Here is a 14155-nt window from a genome sequence, read left to right as displayed (position 1 = left end):
CCGGACTGTGGGCACAATTGGTCTTGGCTGTGGACAGCGTGCAACGGATGGGGAGGCAGGAACGACGGTGGCGGAACGGAGCACGGCTGCCGTCGACGTGGCCGACAACAGCGGCGAGCAGCCACTGACCGCCGCGGCGGGCAAGGCCACGACCGACGGGGCGGAGGCCGACAAGAAGGTCAGCACGCACAAGGACACCAAGCGCGCGGGGCACGAAAGCCCCGCGCGCGACGCACAACCGCCCGAGTTGCACAGCGGACACAAACTCGCCAGAAGGTACCGCCTGGAGGAGTGCGTCACCCGTCTGGAGGGATTCAGCAGCTGGCGCGCCGTCGACGAGAAGCTCCGTCGCGCGGTCGGAGTCCATCTGCTGCCCGCCGACCACCCCCGGGCCCGTCCCGTGCTCGCCGCGGCCCGTTCCGCGGCGCTGCTCGGTGATCCGCGGTTCGTCCAGGTCCTCGACGCCGTCGAGGAGAACGACCTGGTCTACGTCGTCCACGAGTGGCTGCCCGACGCCACCGAGCTCACGCCCGTCCTCGCCTCCGGCCCGCTGGAGCCGCACGAGGCCTACCAGCTCGTCAGCCAGGTCTCCCAGGCCATGGCGGCCGCCCACCGCGAGGGCCTCGCGCACCTGCGCCTGAACCCCGGCTCCGTCCTGCGCACCGGGACCGGCCAGTACCGCATCCGCGGCCTGGCCGTCATGGCCGCCCTCCGCGGCATCACCTCCGAGCACCCCCAGCGGACCGACACCGAGGCCATCGGCGCGCTCCTGTACGCCGCGCTCACCCAGCGCTGGCCGTACGAGAACGACGCCCACGGCCTGTCCGGACTGCCCAAGGGCCTCGGCCTCATCGCACCCGACCAGGTGCGCGCCGGAGTCCACCGCGGCCTCTCCGAGCTGGCCATGCGCGCGCTCGTCAACGACGGCGCCACGCCCTCCCGGCAGGAGAAGCCCTGCGCCACCCCGGAAGAGCTCGCCAAGGCGGTCGCCGCGATGCCGCGCATCCGGCCCCCGGAGCCGGACTTCGCCACGCCGCCGGCCTATCCGCGCGCCCAGACCTCGCCCCGGGGCGGCGGCCCGGCCCAGCCCCTGCCGGTGGCTCCGCCGCCCCCGCTCCAGAGCCGCGCGGGCCGCGCCCTGAAGTGGAGCGTGTCGGCCCTGCTGATCGCCGCGCTCGGCCTGGGCAGCTGGCAGCTCGCGGACACGCTCCTCGAGGACGGCCAGCCGGACAAGCCGCGGACACAGTCGTCGGGTGACGACGTGTCCAGGAAACCCACGCACAAGCCGCTTCGGATCAAGGACGCTGCGGAGTACGCCCCGGACGGCAGCCTTCAGGACAAGGACCCGATTCAGAGGACATACGACGGCAAGCCCAAGACCTACTGGCGGACGGCCTCGTTCAAGGGAGGCCCGACGCTTGCCCCGTACAGGTCCGGCGTTGGCATCGTCTACGACCTGGGGTCGAAGAAGCTGGTCAGCGGCGCCACCGTGAATCTTCGGTACGGAGGCGACCACACCGCCGCTTCCCTGTATGCCGTCGACTCCATGTCGCCCTCCGGGCCGGTGGCCAAGATGAAGGAGTTGTCGGACGGTCAGACGTCCCTGAAGACGTTGAAGCTCACCGTCGAGAAGCCGACCACGACTCGGTACGTCCTCCTGTGGATCACAGCGATGCCCTACTCTGCGTACGACACGGAGACCTACAGCGGCGACGGCTTCAAGCAGGCCATCAACGAGGTGCAGATCACCGGCTGACCGCGAGGTCGCGCCACTCAGGGGGAGGGCTCGACGTTGGACGACGTCACACGTGGCGGCGCGAGCGACGCCGAGCTCCTGGCGCGGCACGTCGACGGCGATCCCGACGCCTTCGGCGAGATAGTGCGGCGCCATCGCGACCGGCTCTGGGCGGTGGCGCTGCGCACGCTCGGGGACCGGGAGGAGGCCGCCGACGCCGTCCAGGACGCGCTGGTCTCCGCCTACCGGGCCGCTCATACCTTCCGGGGGCAGTCCGCCGTCACCACATGGCTGCACCGCATCACCGTCAACGCCTGTCTGGACCGGGCCCGCAAGGCCGCCTCCCGGCGCACCGCGCCGCTCGCCGAGACCGAGCGGCTCGAGCAGCTCCTCGAGCCCCATGAGTCCGCCGCCGCGCCCGCCGAGCGCGGGGATCTGCAGCGGGAGCTGGTGCGGGCCCTCGCCAAGCTGCCGCCGGAGCAGCGGGCGGCCCTGGTCCTGGTCGACATGCAGGGCTATCCGGTCGCCGAGGCGGCCAGGGTTCTCGACGTCCCCACCGGCACGGTGAAGAGCAGATGCGCCCGTGGACGGGCGCGGCTGTTGCCGTTGCTCACCCATCTGCGCCCGGATGGCAGGGGTAGCCCACCTCTTGACAGGGAAAGGAACCGGTCGCAGGGGGCGTCCGTCCCACCACCGGCAGGACAGAACGACGCAGATCCAGTGAAGGGCGGAGGTGGGCGAGCGTGACTTCGACGACCGGCACGGATGAGCACCCGGAGGTCGAGGAGATCTCCGCGCTCACCGAGGGAGTGCTGCCGCCTTCCCGTACCGCGGATCTCCGGGAACACCTGGCGGCCTGCGAGCTGTGTGACGACGTACGGACCTCGCTCACCGAGATCCGGGGCCTGCTCGGCACGCTCCCCGGACCGGCCCGGATGCCGGTCGACGTCGCCGAGCGCATCGACGCCGCCCTCGCGGCCGAGGCACTGCTGAACGCGACCGGCCCCGACCCCGACACCAGTGCCGGTGTTTCACGTGAAACGGAGACACGTGAAACGGAGACGGCGGAGGCGACACCCGCCGCTGTCGCCGCCCCGCGTGTTTCACGTGAAACCAGTCGCGAAACCGGCCGGGAAACGCCGGACCGCCCCAGCGGCCGCCCCCGCGCCTCCACCGGCCCGGGCCGACAGCGGACAGGCCCCGCCGGCTCGCGTGCCCCGCGTGGACGCCGCTGGCGTACGGCGCTGCTCGGCACGGCCTGCGCCGCGGCCGTCATCGGTATCGGCAGCTTCTTCCTCGTGCCCGGGGACGACGGCGACACCCACGCGAAATCGCCCCGGTCCACCAGCGACCAGGCCTCGGGACCGACCACCCTCGGCTTCGACGAGCTGCAGACCCATGTGCGTGACCTCCTGCAGACCACCAAGGGCACCGAGACCCGGGGCATGAAGACCTCACCCGAGACGCTGCGTGATTCCGGCGTCACGGCCCCGGTCTGTGTGCAGCAGGGCATCGGACGCCCCGAGCCGGCACTGGCCTCGCGTCAAGAAAAATACAATGGGCAGGACGCCTATCTCGTCGTCCTGCCGCACCCCGGTGACACCACGCTCGTCGACGCCTATCTGGTGTCTTCCACCTGCGAGGGCGCCTCGCCGTCCGCTCCCGGGAAGGTCCTGGCGAACCGGACCTTCCCGCGCGACTGAGCCCTTGCGCTCCGTGCTGTCGTCCGCTTCGGGAATGCTCGCCCCGTAGGATCCGTTGGGTGGGGTGAGACCCAGCAAGGACCCAGTACAGCTGTCGGCAGAGACAAGGAAGACACCCGTGAGCGACGTCCGCAACGTGATCATCATCGGCTCCGGGCCCGCGGGCTATACGGCCGCGCTCTACACCGCCCGCGCGTCCCTGAAGCCGCTGGTCTTCGAAGGCGCCGTGACGGCCGGTGGTGCGCTGATGAACACCACCGAGGTGGAGAACTTCCCCGGGTTCCGTGAGGGCATCATGGGCCCGGACCTGATGGACAACATGCGGGCCCAGGCCGAGCGCTTCGGCGCCGAGCTGATCCCGGACGACGTCGTCGCCGTCGACCTCAGCGACGAGATCAAGACCGTCACGGACTCCGCCGGCACCGTCCACCGTGCCAAGGCCGTGATCGTCACCACCGGCTCCCAGCACCGCAAGCTGGGCCTGCCGCGCGAGGACGAGCTCTCCGGCCGCGGTGTCTCCTGGTGCGCCACCTGCGACGGGTTCTTCTTCAAGGACCAGGACATCGCCGTCATCGGCGGTGGCGACACCGCGATGGAGGAGGCCACCTTCCTCTCCCGGTTCGCCAAGTCCGTCACCGTGGTCCACCGCCGTGACGCCCTGCGGGCGAGCAAGGCGATGCAGGAGCGCGCCTTCGCCGACCCGAAGATCTCCTTCGTGTGGGACAGCGAGGTCGCCGCGCTCCACGGGGACACCAAGCTCTCCGGGCTGACGCTGCGCAACGTCAAGACCGGTGAGACCTCCGAACTCCCGGTGACCGGCCTCTTCATCGCGATCGGCCACGACCCGCGCACCGAGCTGTTCAAGGGCCAGCTGGACCTGGACGACGAGGGCTACCTCAAGGTGGACGCCCCCTCGACCCGCACCAACCTCTCGGGTGTGTTCGCGGCCGGTGACGTCGTGGACCACACCTACCGCCAGGCGATCACCGCCGCCGGTACGGGCTGCTCCGCCGCCCTCGACGCCGAGCGCTTCCTGGCGTCCCTCGGGGACGGCGAGAACCTCCGCGAGCCCGAGCAGACCGTCTGACCCCGCCTCCTCCTCCCCCCCACCCCACGTAGAGAAGATTCAAGGAGACCTCAATGGCTCTCAAGGCCGTGACCGACGCGTCCTTCAGCGAGGACGTGCTGAAGAGCGACAAGCCCGTCCTGGTGGACTTCTGGGCCGAGTGGTGCGGTCCGTGCCGCCAGATCGCTCCCGCCCTGGAGGCGATCGCCGCGGAGTACGGCGACAAGATCGAGATCGTCAAGCTCAACATCGACCAGAACCCGGGCACCGCGGCCAAGTACGGCGTGATGTCGATTCCGACGCTCAACGTTTACCAGGGTGGCGAGGTCGTTCAGACCATCGTCGGTGCCAAGCCCAAGGCGATGCTCGAGCGCGAGCTGGGCAACTTCATCCACGCCTGAGCCATATGCTCCGGGGCGGCCGGGTGCTGTTTCACGTGAAACGGCACCCGGCCGCCCCGTTTTTCATGGCACTGCTTTCGTGGCGCGTGACGCGGCTGTCCGGGCGCCGCGCGGCTAGAGCGGCCTGAGCGCCGGCTCCTTCTGGACCGCCCCCAGGAGCCGGTCCAACGCCAGCTCGACGTCCTCCTTCCAGGAGAGCGCCGTACGCAGCTCGAGCCGCATGCGCGGATAGCGCGGGTGCGGCCGTACGGTCTTGAAGCCGACCGCCAGCAGATGGTCGGCGGGCAGCACACACGCCGGTTCCTTCCAGCGGGCATCACCGAAGGCCTCGATCGCCTTGAAGCCCCTCCGGAGCACGTCCTTCGCCACCGTCTGCACCATGGTCCTGCCCAGCCCCTGCCCCTGGTGGGAGGGCGCCAGCCAGGCGGTCATCAGCTGCACGGCATCCGCGGCGACGGGGCTGGTGGGGAAGGCGGTCGACCGGGGCACATAGGCGGGGGGCGCGTAGAGCACGAAGCCCACCGGCACCTCGTCGACGTAGACCACCCGGCCGCAGGATCCCCACTCCAGCAGCACGGCGGAGATCCAGGCTTCCTTCTCCAGCTCGGGATGGCCGGCTCTCAGTGCGGCTTCGCCGCTGACAGGGTCCAATTCCCAAAAGACGCAGGCGCGGCAGCGCTTGGGGAGGTCAGGGAGGTTGTCCAGAGTGAGCGGTACGAGCCGACGCCCCATGCAGTCAGTTCCTCACTTCCGTCGCGTGCCATGCTCCGGGCGGCGCTCAGCGCGCTGCGCTCCCTGAGGAGACTGCCGACGAATCCGCCGACTGCCCCCAGGCCCAGGCCTGCTGCCACCAGTCCGGTCCGGCTCACCGTTCGCATGGCCCCGCCCCTCCGTGAACAGCGTCCAACGTGGATGTGCCATACCTCAACGCATCGTATCCGGACGCCGATTGAGTCGACAGCGCGACAAGGCAAAGGGCGGGTTGTGTTCCGGGGATCCACAACGGTTCCACGTGAAACACAACCCGCCCCAAGCGCGAGCGTCGACGAGGAGCTAGTCCTCGGAGTTCTCCTCACCGACACCGGAGAGCTTCTGCTCCAGCACCCGGCCCTCACCCGGGGCGAGGGTGCTGAGGATCCGCTCCAGGTCGTCCATCGAGGCGAATTCGACGACGATCTTTCCCTTCTTCTGGCCCAGGTCCACCTTCACCCGGGTCTCGAAGCGGTCCGACAGCCGGGAGGCGAGGTCGGTCAGCGCCGGCGACACCCGCCCACCGGCCCGGGGCCCCTTGGCCTTGCCGGAGCCCTTCGACCGCGACCCCATCAGGGTCACGATCTCCTCGACCGAACGGACGGAGAGGCCCTCGGCCACGATGCGGCGGGCGAGCTGGTCCTGCTCCTCCGAGTCGTCGACGGAGAGCAGGGCCCGGGCGTGTCCGGCGGACAGCACGCCGGCGGCGACCCGCTTCTGCACGGCAGGCGACAGCTTCAGCAGCCGCAGCGTGTTGGAGACCTGCGGACGCGAGCGCCCGATGCGGTCGGCCAGCTCGTCATGAGTGCAGCTGAAGTCCTTCAGCAGCTGGTCGTACGCGGCGGCCTCTTCCAGAGGATTCAGCTGAGCCCGGTGCAGGTTCTCCAGCAGCGCGTCCAGCAGAAGCTTCTCGTCGTCGGTCGCCCGGACGATGGAGGGGATCTTCTCCAGCCCGGCCTCACGGCAGGCCCGCCAGCGCCGCTCACCCATGATGAGCTCGTAGCGCTCGGGCGCCAGCTGCCGGACCACCACGGGCTGCAGCAGGCCGACCTCGCGGATGGAGGTCACCAGCTCCGCGAGGGCGTCCTCGTCGAACACCTCGCGCGGCTGCCGGGGGTTGGGCGTGATGGAGTCCAGGGGCAGCTCGGCGAAGTGCGCACCGGCCACCGCGCCCGAGAACTGCTCGGCGCCACCCTGCGACGCACCCTCCGTTTCACGTGAAACATCGTCCGACGGGGCGGAACCCAGGGATCCCCCGTCGCGCGAGACGGTGTCACGGGAGACGGTGATCTCCTCCAGCGGAAGCGCGGTCACCTTCGCGGCGGCCACCCCCCGCTCCGCCGTCAGCACCGGCACCGCGGTCGGAGACGTGGCGCCGGCCCCGACGGCCGGTCCGCCCTGCTCCGCTCCCTTCGGCGCCGGCGGAATCAGCGCACCGAGCCCCCGGCCCAGTCCTCTGCGTCGCTCACTCACTGAAGCCCCTCCGACATGCTGTGCTGGTCTTGCTGTTGCTGGCGGCCCACCGTGTGAGCCCTGGTGCCGTCGTAGTGCACGCCGACCCCCCGTAGTGCGATTTCCCGGGCGGCTTCCAGATAGGACAGCGCGCCGCTGGAGCCCGGGTCGTACGTCAGAACCGTCTGCCCATAGCTGGGCGCCTCGGAGATGCGGACCGAGCGGGGAATGCTGGTCCGCAGCACCTCCTTGCCGAAGTGGGTGCGCACCTCCTCGGCCACCTGAGAAGCGAGCCGCGTCCGACCGTCGTACATCGTCAGCAGAATCGTCGACACATGGAGCTCGGGGTTCAGATGGCCCCGCACCAGCTCGACGTTGCGCAGCAGCTGACCCAGGCCCTCGAGCGCGTAGTACTCGCACTGAATGGGGATCAGCACCTCGGCACCCGCGACGAGGGCGTTGACCGTCAGCAGGCCGAGCGACGGCGGACAGTCGATGAGGATGTAGTCCAGGGGCTGCTGATAGGCCTTGATCGCCCGGTCCAGCCGGCTCTCCCGGGCCACGAGCGAGACCAGCTCGATCTCCGCACCGGCCAGGTCGATCGTGGCGGGGGCGCAGAACAGGCCCTCCACATCCACCACCGGCTGCACCACGTCGGAGAGCTGCTTGTTGTCCACCAGGACGTCGTAGATCGACGGAACCTCGGCATGGTGGTCGATGCCCAGAGCCGTCGAGGCGTTGCCCTGCGGGTCGAGATCGATGACCAGCACGCGATTGCCGTGCAGCGCCAGGGAGGCCGCGAGGTTCACGGTGGTCGTGGTCTTGCCGACCCCGCCCTTCTGGTTGGCGACCACCATCACCCGGGTCTGCTCCGGCCGGGGCATCGGGGGCGGTGGCGTTTCACGTGAAACCACCTCGCCCCCGGGCAGCGGAACGGAAGCAGCCACGGATTCGGATTCGGCGGGGCGGGGGCCGGGGACCGGATCGGTCATCGGTCCCGCGATATTGGCGTCGGACCGCAAGGATTCACTCTCCTCGACATCAGGCTCGCGATGGACAGAGCCTGCCATGCTTTCGGGGTCGTGAACCAGCGAGGCCCGTTCTCCTGTGGATGAATCCCGTGGGCCTGTGGATGAACCCACTTCCTCGACCGGTCGACGGTCACGCGGCGCGGCGGCCGCACGGGTGCGGCCGATGATTCCATGCAGCAGGGAACGATGTTTCACGTGAAACACGATGCATGGCACGCGCCGCTACCCCGTCGCGACACTCCGTAATGCGTAGTTTTGCCAGCTTGTAGGAGCAGGCCCCCCTCAGGGGGCGCTCGCCTCAGCGCCGGCGGCGGGACCGGGTCGTCCTGGCGGCCTTGGCCCGCTTGGCCGCGAAGCGCACACCGCCGGGGCTCTCCCCGACCTCGACCCGGACCACGGTGGACAGCGGGTCGACCACGCCCTCACCGACGTGCAGCACCGAGGTGCGCACCACACCGAGCTTGCTCAGCGCGGCACGGGCGCCCTTGAGCTCCTCCTCCGCGGTGTCGCCCTTGAGGGCCAGCATCTCGCCGTAGGGGCGCAGCAGCGGCACTCCCCACCCGGCCAGCCGGTCCAGCGGCGCCACGGCCCGCGCGGTGACCACGTGCACCGGCTCGACCTTGCCCAGCATCTCCTCGGCCCGGCCGCGGACGACGGTGACGTGGTCCAGCCCCAGCAGCTCCACGACCTCCTGGAGGAAGGTCGTACGGCGCAGCAGCGGCTCCAGCAGGGTGATCTGCAGGTCGGGGCGGACCAGGGCCAGCGGAATGCCGGGCAGTCCGGCGCCGGAGCCCACGTCGCACACCGAGACGCCGTCCGGCACGGCCTCGGAGAGCACCGCGCAGTTCAGCAGGTGCCGCTCCCAGAGCCTCGGGACCTCACGGGGACCGATCAGTCCGCGCTTGACGCCCGCGTCCGCGAGGAGCTCGGCATAGCGGACGGCCTCCGGAAAGCGGTCACCGAATACCGCCCGAGCCGCCTCGGGCGCCGGGGGGAGCTCCGCTGCCTCTTCCACGGGAAACCGTCCTTCCATACAAAAAGGGTCTGAATATCAGGCTGACAAGGATCGGCCCCGCCTGCGAGCAGACGGGGCCGTACACACCTGGAAGTGGGGCTGGTCAGGCGGGGAGGACGACCACTCGGCGCTGGGGCTCTTCGCCCTCGGACTCGCTGCGCAGGCCGGCGGCGGCCACCGCGTCGTGGACGACCTTGCGCTCGAAGGGGGTCATCGGGTCGAGCTTGACCGGCTGACCGGAGCTCTTGGCCTCCTGGGCCGCCTTGGCGCCCAGGCCGGCCAGCTCCTCGCGCTTGCGCGCGCGGAAGCCGGCGATGTCCAGCATCAGACGGCTGCGGTCGCCGGTCTCCCGGTTCACCGCGAGCCGGGTCAGCTCCTGGAGCGCCTCCAGCACCTCACCGTCGCGGCCCACCAGCTTCTGCAGGTCACGGCTGGTGGAGTCGCTGATGATCGACACCGAGGCGCGGTCGGCCTCGACGTCCATGTCGATGTCGCCGTCGAGGTCGGCGATGTCCAGCAGCCCCTCGAGGTAGTCGGCCGCGATCTCGCCCTCCTGCTCCAGGCGGGACAGGGTGTCGGTGCCCTCAGCGGCGTTCTGGCGCTGCGTCTCCGTCACGGTGGACTCCTTCATTACTTCTTCGACGGGTGCTTGGGCCGCTGCGGGCCGCCCTTGCGCTGTCCGGACTTGGCACTGCGGGAGGAACCGCCCTGCTTGGGCGCCTCGTCGTCGGCCTGCCCGGACTGGCCCTTCTCCAGGGTGGTCTTCTTGCCGGAGCCCGGGGCCTGCGGCGTCTGGCCGGCGACCTGGCGCTTGGCCTTCGTCTGGCGCTTGGGCTGCTGGCGGGCGGCGCGGGCGGCCTCGACGGCCTTGCGGGCCTCGACCTCCGCCGGGTCCTCCTTGAGCTTGCCCTTGGCCTTCAGGCGCTCCTGGCGCTGCTGGAAGGCGAGGCTGCCCGGGGTGGGGTTGCGGCGGATGACGAACATCTGCTGGCCCAGGGTCCACACGTTGGTGGTCAGCCAGTAGACCAGGACACCGACGGGGAAGTTGATGCCGAAGACGGCGAACATGATCGGGAAGACGTACATCAGCATCTTCTGCTGCTGCATGAACGGCGTCTTCACCGTGAGGTCGACGTTCTTCGTCATCAGCTGGCGCTGCGTGTAGAACTGCGACAGCGACATCAGGACGATCATGATGACCGTGACGACGCGGACATCGGTGAGCGTGGCGCCGAGCGACTCGACCTTGCTCGCGCTGTCCATGAACTTCGACGCGATCGGGGCACCGAAGATGTGCGCCTTACGGGCGCTGTCGACCAGGGACTGGTCCAGGACGCCGACCTCGTGGCCACCGGCGATCTTGTTCAGCACCTGGTACAGCGAGATGAAGAACGGCGACTGGGCCAGAATCGGGAGGCAGCTCGAGAGCGGGTTGGTGCCCGACTCCTTGTAGAGCTTCATCATCTCTTCGGACTGGCGCTGCTTGTCGCTCTTGTAGCGCTCCTGGATCGCCTTCATCTTCGGCTGGAGCGCCTGCATGTTCCGCGTGGCCTTGATCTGCTTCACGAAGAGCGGGATCAGGCAGATACGGATCAGCACCACCAGCGAGACGATGGACAGACCCCACGCCCAGCCACTGTCCTTGTTGAAGATGAGGCTGAAGAACGCGTGGAACTGGACGATGATCCAGGAAACAACGTAGTAAAGAGGACCGAGGATCGTGTCCACGAATCAGGCTCCTTGGGCGTTGGACTGAGTCTCGGGCTGTGCGGCGGGGCCCGTGGTGGGGTCCCCGGCCAGTCGGCTCCTCAGCCGCTGGTGCCAGACCGGACGCTTCCGGGGAGGGACGTGGTCGACGCCACCGAGCGACCACGGATTGCAGCGCAGGATGCGCCAGGCCGTCAGCACCGTTCCTTTGACCGCGCCGTGCACGTCAATGGCCGTGTAGCCGTAGTGCGAGCACGAGGGGTAGTACTTGCAGACCGGGCCCAGCAAAGGGCTGATGGTCCACTGGTAGAGCTTGATCAACCAGAGCAGCGGGTACTTCACTGTGCGCTCCCTCCCGGGTGACCGGGGCTCCGGGGGTCACCCCCCGGGGGATTGCTTCGCGGCGCCCCTCCCAGCAGCCGCTGCAGTGCGGTGTCGAGGTCACGGCCCAGTTGTGCGTGGTCCGCCTCGCCCGCGCCCGGCAGGGCTCGCACCACCACCAGGCTACCGGCGGGCAGCAGATCCAGCCGGTCACGCATGAGGTGGCGAAGACGCCGCTTGACGAGGTTGCGGACGACGGCACCGCCGACGGCCTTGCTCACGACGAAACCCGCACGCACCGGAGGGGCGATTCCCCCCGGTGTGTGCGGGTCCGTGTTACCGCTGCGTAGGTGGACGACGAGGAGCGGGCGGCCGGCCCTGCGTCCTCGACGAACCGCGGTCGCGAAGTCCTCGCGCCGCCTCAGCCGAGACTCGGAAGGCAGCACGTCATGGACCTTGACGTCAGACTGGTCAGGCCGACAGGCGGGCGCGACCCTTGCCACGGCGGGACGCGAGGATCGCGCGGCCGGCACGGGTGCGCATGCGCAGGCGGAAGCCGTGGGTCTTCGCGCGGCGGCGGTTGTTCGGCTGGAAGGTGCGCTTGCTCACTCGGGGACTCCAGAAATGAATTGATGGCGGGACATCGCCTGGCTGTCACCGTGCGCCCGCGAGGAGCTCGCAATACGCCCAAGTGCACCGCTTCATAATCACGACCGGTTAGGATCATGATCTTTGCCCATCGGAGGCAGGCGGCAGCAGCCATCGACAACTCGACCTGGTCACGGTACGCGCGGTTACGCCATCCGGTCAAACCGGCAGTGCACCAGGCATACACCGTAGCTTCCTCAGGGCCGGAACGACGCCACGCGCCACGGCATGGCACATTTGTACACACCCTGTGGACAACGACTTGAACCGCACACCTCGCCCTGACTACCGTGACTGAACTCCGAATCCTTCCCGCCCGTCCCGAGAACCACACATTCGTGGGACTCCGGGACACCCCCCGTGACCCGTGACTGAGAGAGCGTGCCCTGTGGCTGACCTGCCCGCCGATCTTGCCGCAGTGTGGCCGCGCGTGCTCGAACAGCTCCTCGGTGAGGGGCGGGGCCAGGGCGTGGAGACCAAGGACGAGCACTGGATCAAGCGGTGCCAGCCGCTGGCGCTGGTGGCCGACACCGCGCTCCTGGCCGTGCCGAACGAATTCGCCAAGGGCGTCCTCGAGGGCCGGCTGGCCCCGATCGTCAGCGAGACCCTCAGCCGCGAGTGCGGCCGCCCCATCCGGATCGCGATCACCGTCGACGACTCCGCGGGCGAGCCCCCGGCCCCGCAGCCCCAGGAACCCCGCCAGCAGCCCGCGCACGGCCCCGGCCAGGGCGGCCGGGACACGTACGAGGGATACGGCGACCGCGGCGGCTACGAGGGCCGTGACGGCTACGGCACCCGGCCCGGCGCCGACGACCTGCCGTCCGTACGCCCCGCCTACCCCGACTACCAGCAGTCCCGCCCCGAGCCCGGCGCCTGGCCGCGCGGCTCGGCGGCCGCCGGCCCGGCCGGCGGCGACCGGAGCGACCGGAGCGACCGGGGCGACCGGGGCGACTACGGCTGGCAGCAGCCGCGGCTCGGCTCCTTCGGCGAGGGCGAGCGCGATCCGTACGCCTCTCCCTCGCAGTACGAGCAGCAGTCCTACGAGCAGCAGTCCTACGAGCAGCAGCCGGACTACCGCTCGCAGGAGCGTCCCGAGCGTCTGTCGTACGAGCAGCAGCGCCGGGAGCTGCCCGAGGGTCCCGCCCGCGGAGGCTCGGCGTCCGGCCCCGGCCCGCGCCCGGACCGCTCCTCCTCGTCCTCCGGCTCCGGCTCGTCCACGACGAGCGGTGCCGCGGAGCCGACGGCCCGGCTGAACCCGAAGTACCTCTTCGACACCTTCGTCATCGGCGCGTCCAACCGCTTCGCCCACGCGGCGGCGGTCGCGGTCGCCGAGGCGCCGGCCAAGGCGTACAACCCCCTGTTCATCTACGGGGAGTCGGGGCTGGGCAAGACCCACCTGCTGCACGCCATCGGGCACTACGCGCGCAGTCTCTACCCGGGCACCCGCGTGCGCTACGTGAGCTCCGAGGAGTTCACGAACGAGTTCATCAACTCCATCCGCGACGGCAAGGCGGACGCGTTCCGCAAGCGCTACCGCGACATGGACATCCTGCTGGTCGACGACATCCAGTTCCTGGCGAGCAAGGAGTCGACGCAGGAGGAGTTCTTCCACACCTTCAACACCCTGCACAACGCGAACAAGCAGATCGTGCTCTCCTCGGACCGGCCGCCCAAGCAGCTGGTGACCCTGGAGGACCGGCTCCGCAACCGCTTCGAGTGGGGCCTGATCACGGACGTGCAGCCGCCGGAGCTCGAGACCCGCATCGCGATCCTGCGGAAGAAGGCGGTCCAGGAGCAGCTCAACGCTCCGCCGGAGGTCCTGGAGTTCATCGCCTCCCGCATCTCGCGCAACATCCGTGAGCTCGAGGGCGCGCTGATCCGGGTCACGGCCTTCGCCAGCCTGAACCGGCAGCCGGTCGACCTGGGCCTGACCGAGATCGTGCTGAAGGACCTGATCCCGGGCGGCGAGGACGCCTCCCCGGAGATCACGGCGCCGGCCATCATGGCGGCGACCGCGGACTACTTCGGGCACACCGTCGAGGACCTGTGCGGTGCCTCGCGCAGCCGGGTGCTGGTGACGGCACGGCAGATCGCGATGTACCTGTGCCGTGAGCTCACCGACCTCTCGCTGCCGAAGATCGGCGCGCAGTTCGGCGGCCGCGACCACACGACGGTGATGCACGCGGACCGCAAGATCCGTGCGCTGATGGCCGAGCGGCGCTCCATCTACAACCAGGTGACCGAGCTGACGAACCGCATCAAGAACGGCTGACGGAGCGGCGGTCGCCGCCGTCCGAGGGCGCCCCGGGACACCTCCCGGGGCGCC

15 protein-coding genes are annotated in these 14155 nt (G+C 69.8%); 6 read left to right on the top strand and 9 right to left on the bottom strand.

Annotated elements, in window-relative coordinates; genetic code table 11:
* Positions 1-67: 67 nt before the first annotated feature.
* The 5 genes from IE295_RS12640 (at position 68) to trxA (ending at position 4905) form a co-directional block, all read left to right on the top strand.
* Positions 68-1756, top strand: a complete 1689-nt coding sequence (locus IE295_RS12640) for a protein kinase family protein (protein ID WP_190063687.1) — start codon at positions 68-70, stop codon at positions 1754-1756.
* 36 nt (positions 1757-1792) lie between these two features.
* Positions 1793-2482 carry an RNA polymerase sigma factor SigM gene (gene sigM, locus IE295_RS12635; RefSeq protein ID WP_190063686.1) on the top strand — a complete coding sequence of 230 codons (690 nt, stop codon included), beginning with the start codon at positions 1793-1795 and terminating at the stop codon, positions 2480-2482.
* Positions 2479-3438: a zf-HC2 domain-containing protein gene (locus IE295_RS12630; RefSeq protein WP_190063685.1), complete on the top strand. Its 960-nt coding sequence runs from the start codon at positions 2479-2481 to the stop codon at positions 3436-3438. The genes sigM and IE295_RS12630 overlap by 4 nt, the downstream gene beginning before the upstream one ends.
* 118 nt (positions 3439-3556) lie before the next feature.
* The gene (trxB, locus tag IE295_RS12625) at positions 3557-4525 is read left to right on the top strand and encodes a thioredoxin-disulfide reductase (RefSeq protein WP_190063684.1); all 969 of its coding nucleotides are present in this window, start codon (positions 3557-3559) and stop codon (positions 4523-4525) included.
* A 53-nt stretch (positions 4526-4578) separates the two neighbouring features.
* Positions 4579-4905 (top strand): thioredoxin, encoded by a 327-nt coding sequence (trxA, locus tag IE295_RS12620; protein ID WP_190063683.1) that lies wholly within the window; start codon positions 4579-4581, stop codon positions 4903-4905.
* Positions 4906-5019: 114 nt separating this feature from the next.
* Here the strand turns inward: trxA and IE295_RS12615 are convergent, their stop codons facing one another.
* The 9 genes from IE295_RS12615 to rpmH form a co-directional block, all read right to left on the bottom strand.
* Positions 5020-5637, bottom strand: a complete 618-nt coding sequence (locus IE295_RS12615; RefSeq protein WP_190063682.1) for a GNAT family N-acetyltransferase — start codon at positions 5635-5637, stop codon at positions 5020-5022.
* Positions 5638-5958: 321 nt separating this feature from the next.
* Positions 5959-7128: a ParB/RepB/Spo0J family partition protein gene (locus IE295_RS12610; RefSeq protein WP_190063681.1), complete on the bottom strand. Its 1170-nt coding sequence runs from the start codon at positions 7126-7128 to the stop codon at positions 5959-5961.
* Positions 7125-8177 carry a ParA family protein gene (locus tag IE295_RS12605; protein WP_190063940.1) on the bottom strand — a complete coding sequence of 351 codons (1053 nt, stop codon included), beginning with the start codon at positions 8175-8177 and terminating at the stop codon, positions 7125-7127. The genes IE295_RS12610 and IE295_RS12605 overlap by 4 nt, the downstream gene beginning before the upstream one ends.
* A gap of 259 nt (positions 8178-8436) precedes the next feature.
* Positions 8437-9153: a 16S rRNA (guanine(527)-N(7))-methyltransferase RsmG gene (rsmG, locus tag IE295_RS12600; RefSeq protein ID WP_190063680.1), complete on the bottom strand. Its 717-nt coding sequence runs from the start codon at positions 9151-9153 to the stop codon at positions 8437-8439.
* A 103-nt stretch (positions 9154-9256) separates the two neighbouring features.
* Positions 9257-9769, bottom strand: a complete 513-nt coding sequence (locus IE295_RS12595) for a Jag family protein (RefSeq protein ID WP_372478801.1) — start codon at positions 9767-9769, stop codon at positions 9257-9259.
* A 14-nt stretch (positions 9770-9783) separates the two neighbouring features.
* On the bottom strand, positions 9784-10881 hold the full coding sequence (yidC, locus tag IE295_RS12590; protein WP_190063678.1) for a membrane protein insertase YidC: 1098 nt from the start codon (positions 10879-10881) through the stop codon (positions 9784-9786).
* A gap of 3 nt (positions 10882-10884) precedes the next feature.
* Entirely contained in the window at positions 10885-11202 is a 318-nt protein-coding gene (gene yidD, locus IE295_RS12585) for a membrane protein insertion efficiency factor YidD (protein WP_190063677.1), read from the bottom strand.
* Positions 11199-11627 (bottom strand): ribonuclease P protein component, encoded by a 429-nt coding sequence (gene rnpA / locus IE295_RS12580; RefSeq protein WP_190063676.1) that lies wholly within the window; start codon positions 11625-11627, stop codon positions 11199-11201. The genes yidD and rnpA overlap by 4 nt, the downstream gene beginning before the upstream one ends.
* A gap of 25 nt (positions 11628-11652) precedes the next feature.
* The gene (rpmH, locus tag IE295_RS12575) at positions 11653-11790 is read right to left on the bottom strand and encodes a 50S ribosomal protein L34 (RefSeq protein WP_003949374.1); all 138 of its coding nucleotides are present in this window, start codon (positions 11788-11790) and stop codon (positions 11653-11655) included.
* Between the two features lie 427 nt (positions 11791-12217).
* Between rpmH and dnaA the strand changes: the two genes are divergently transcribed.
* Entirely contained in the window at positions 12218-14101 is a 1884-nt protein-coding gene (gene dnaA / locus IE295_RS12570) for a chromosomal replication initiator protein DnaA (RefSeq protein ID WP_190063675.1), read from the top strand.
* The last annotated feature ends 54 nt before the right edge of the window (positions 14102-14155 follow it).

The sequence above is a fragment of the Streptomyces griseocarneus genome (assembly GCF_014655595.1).
GTDB classification, from domain to species: Bacteria; Actinomycetota; Actinomycetes; order Streptomycetales; family Streptomycetaceae; genus Streptomyces; species Streptomyces griseocarneus.
This window is presented reverse-complemented; position numbering and strand designations above follow the sequence as displayed.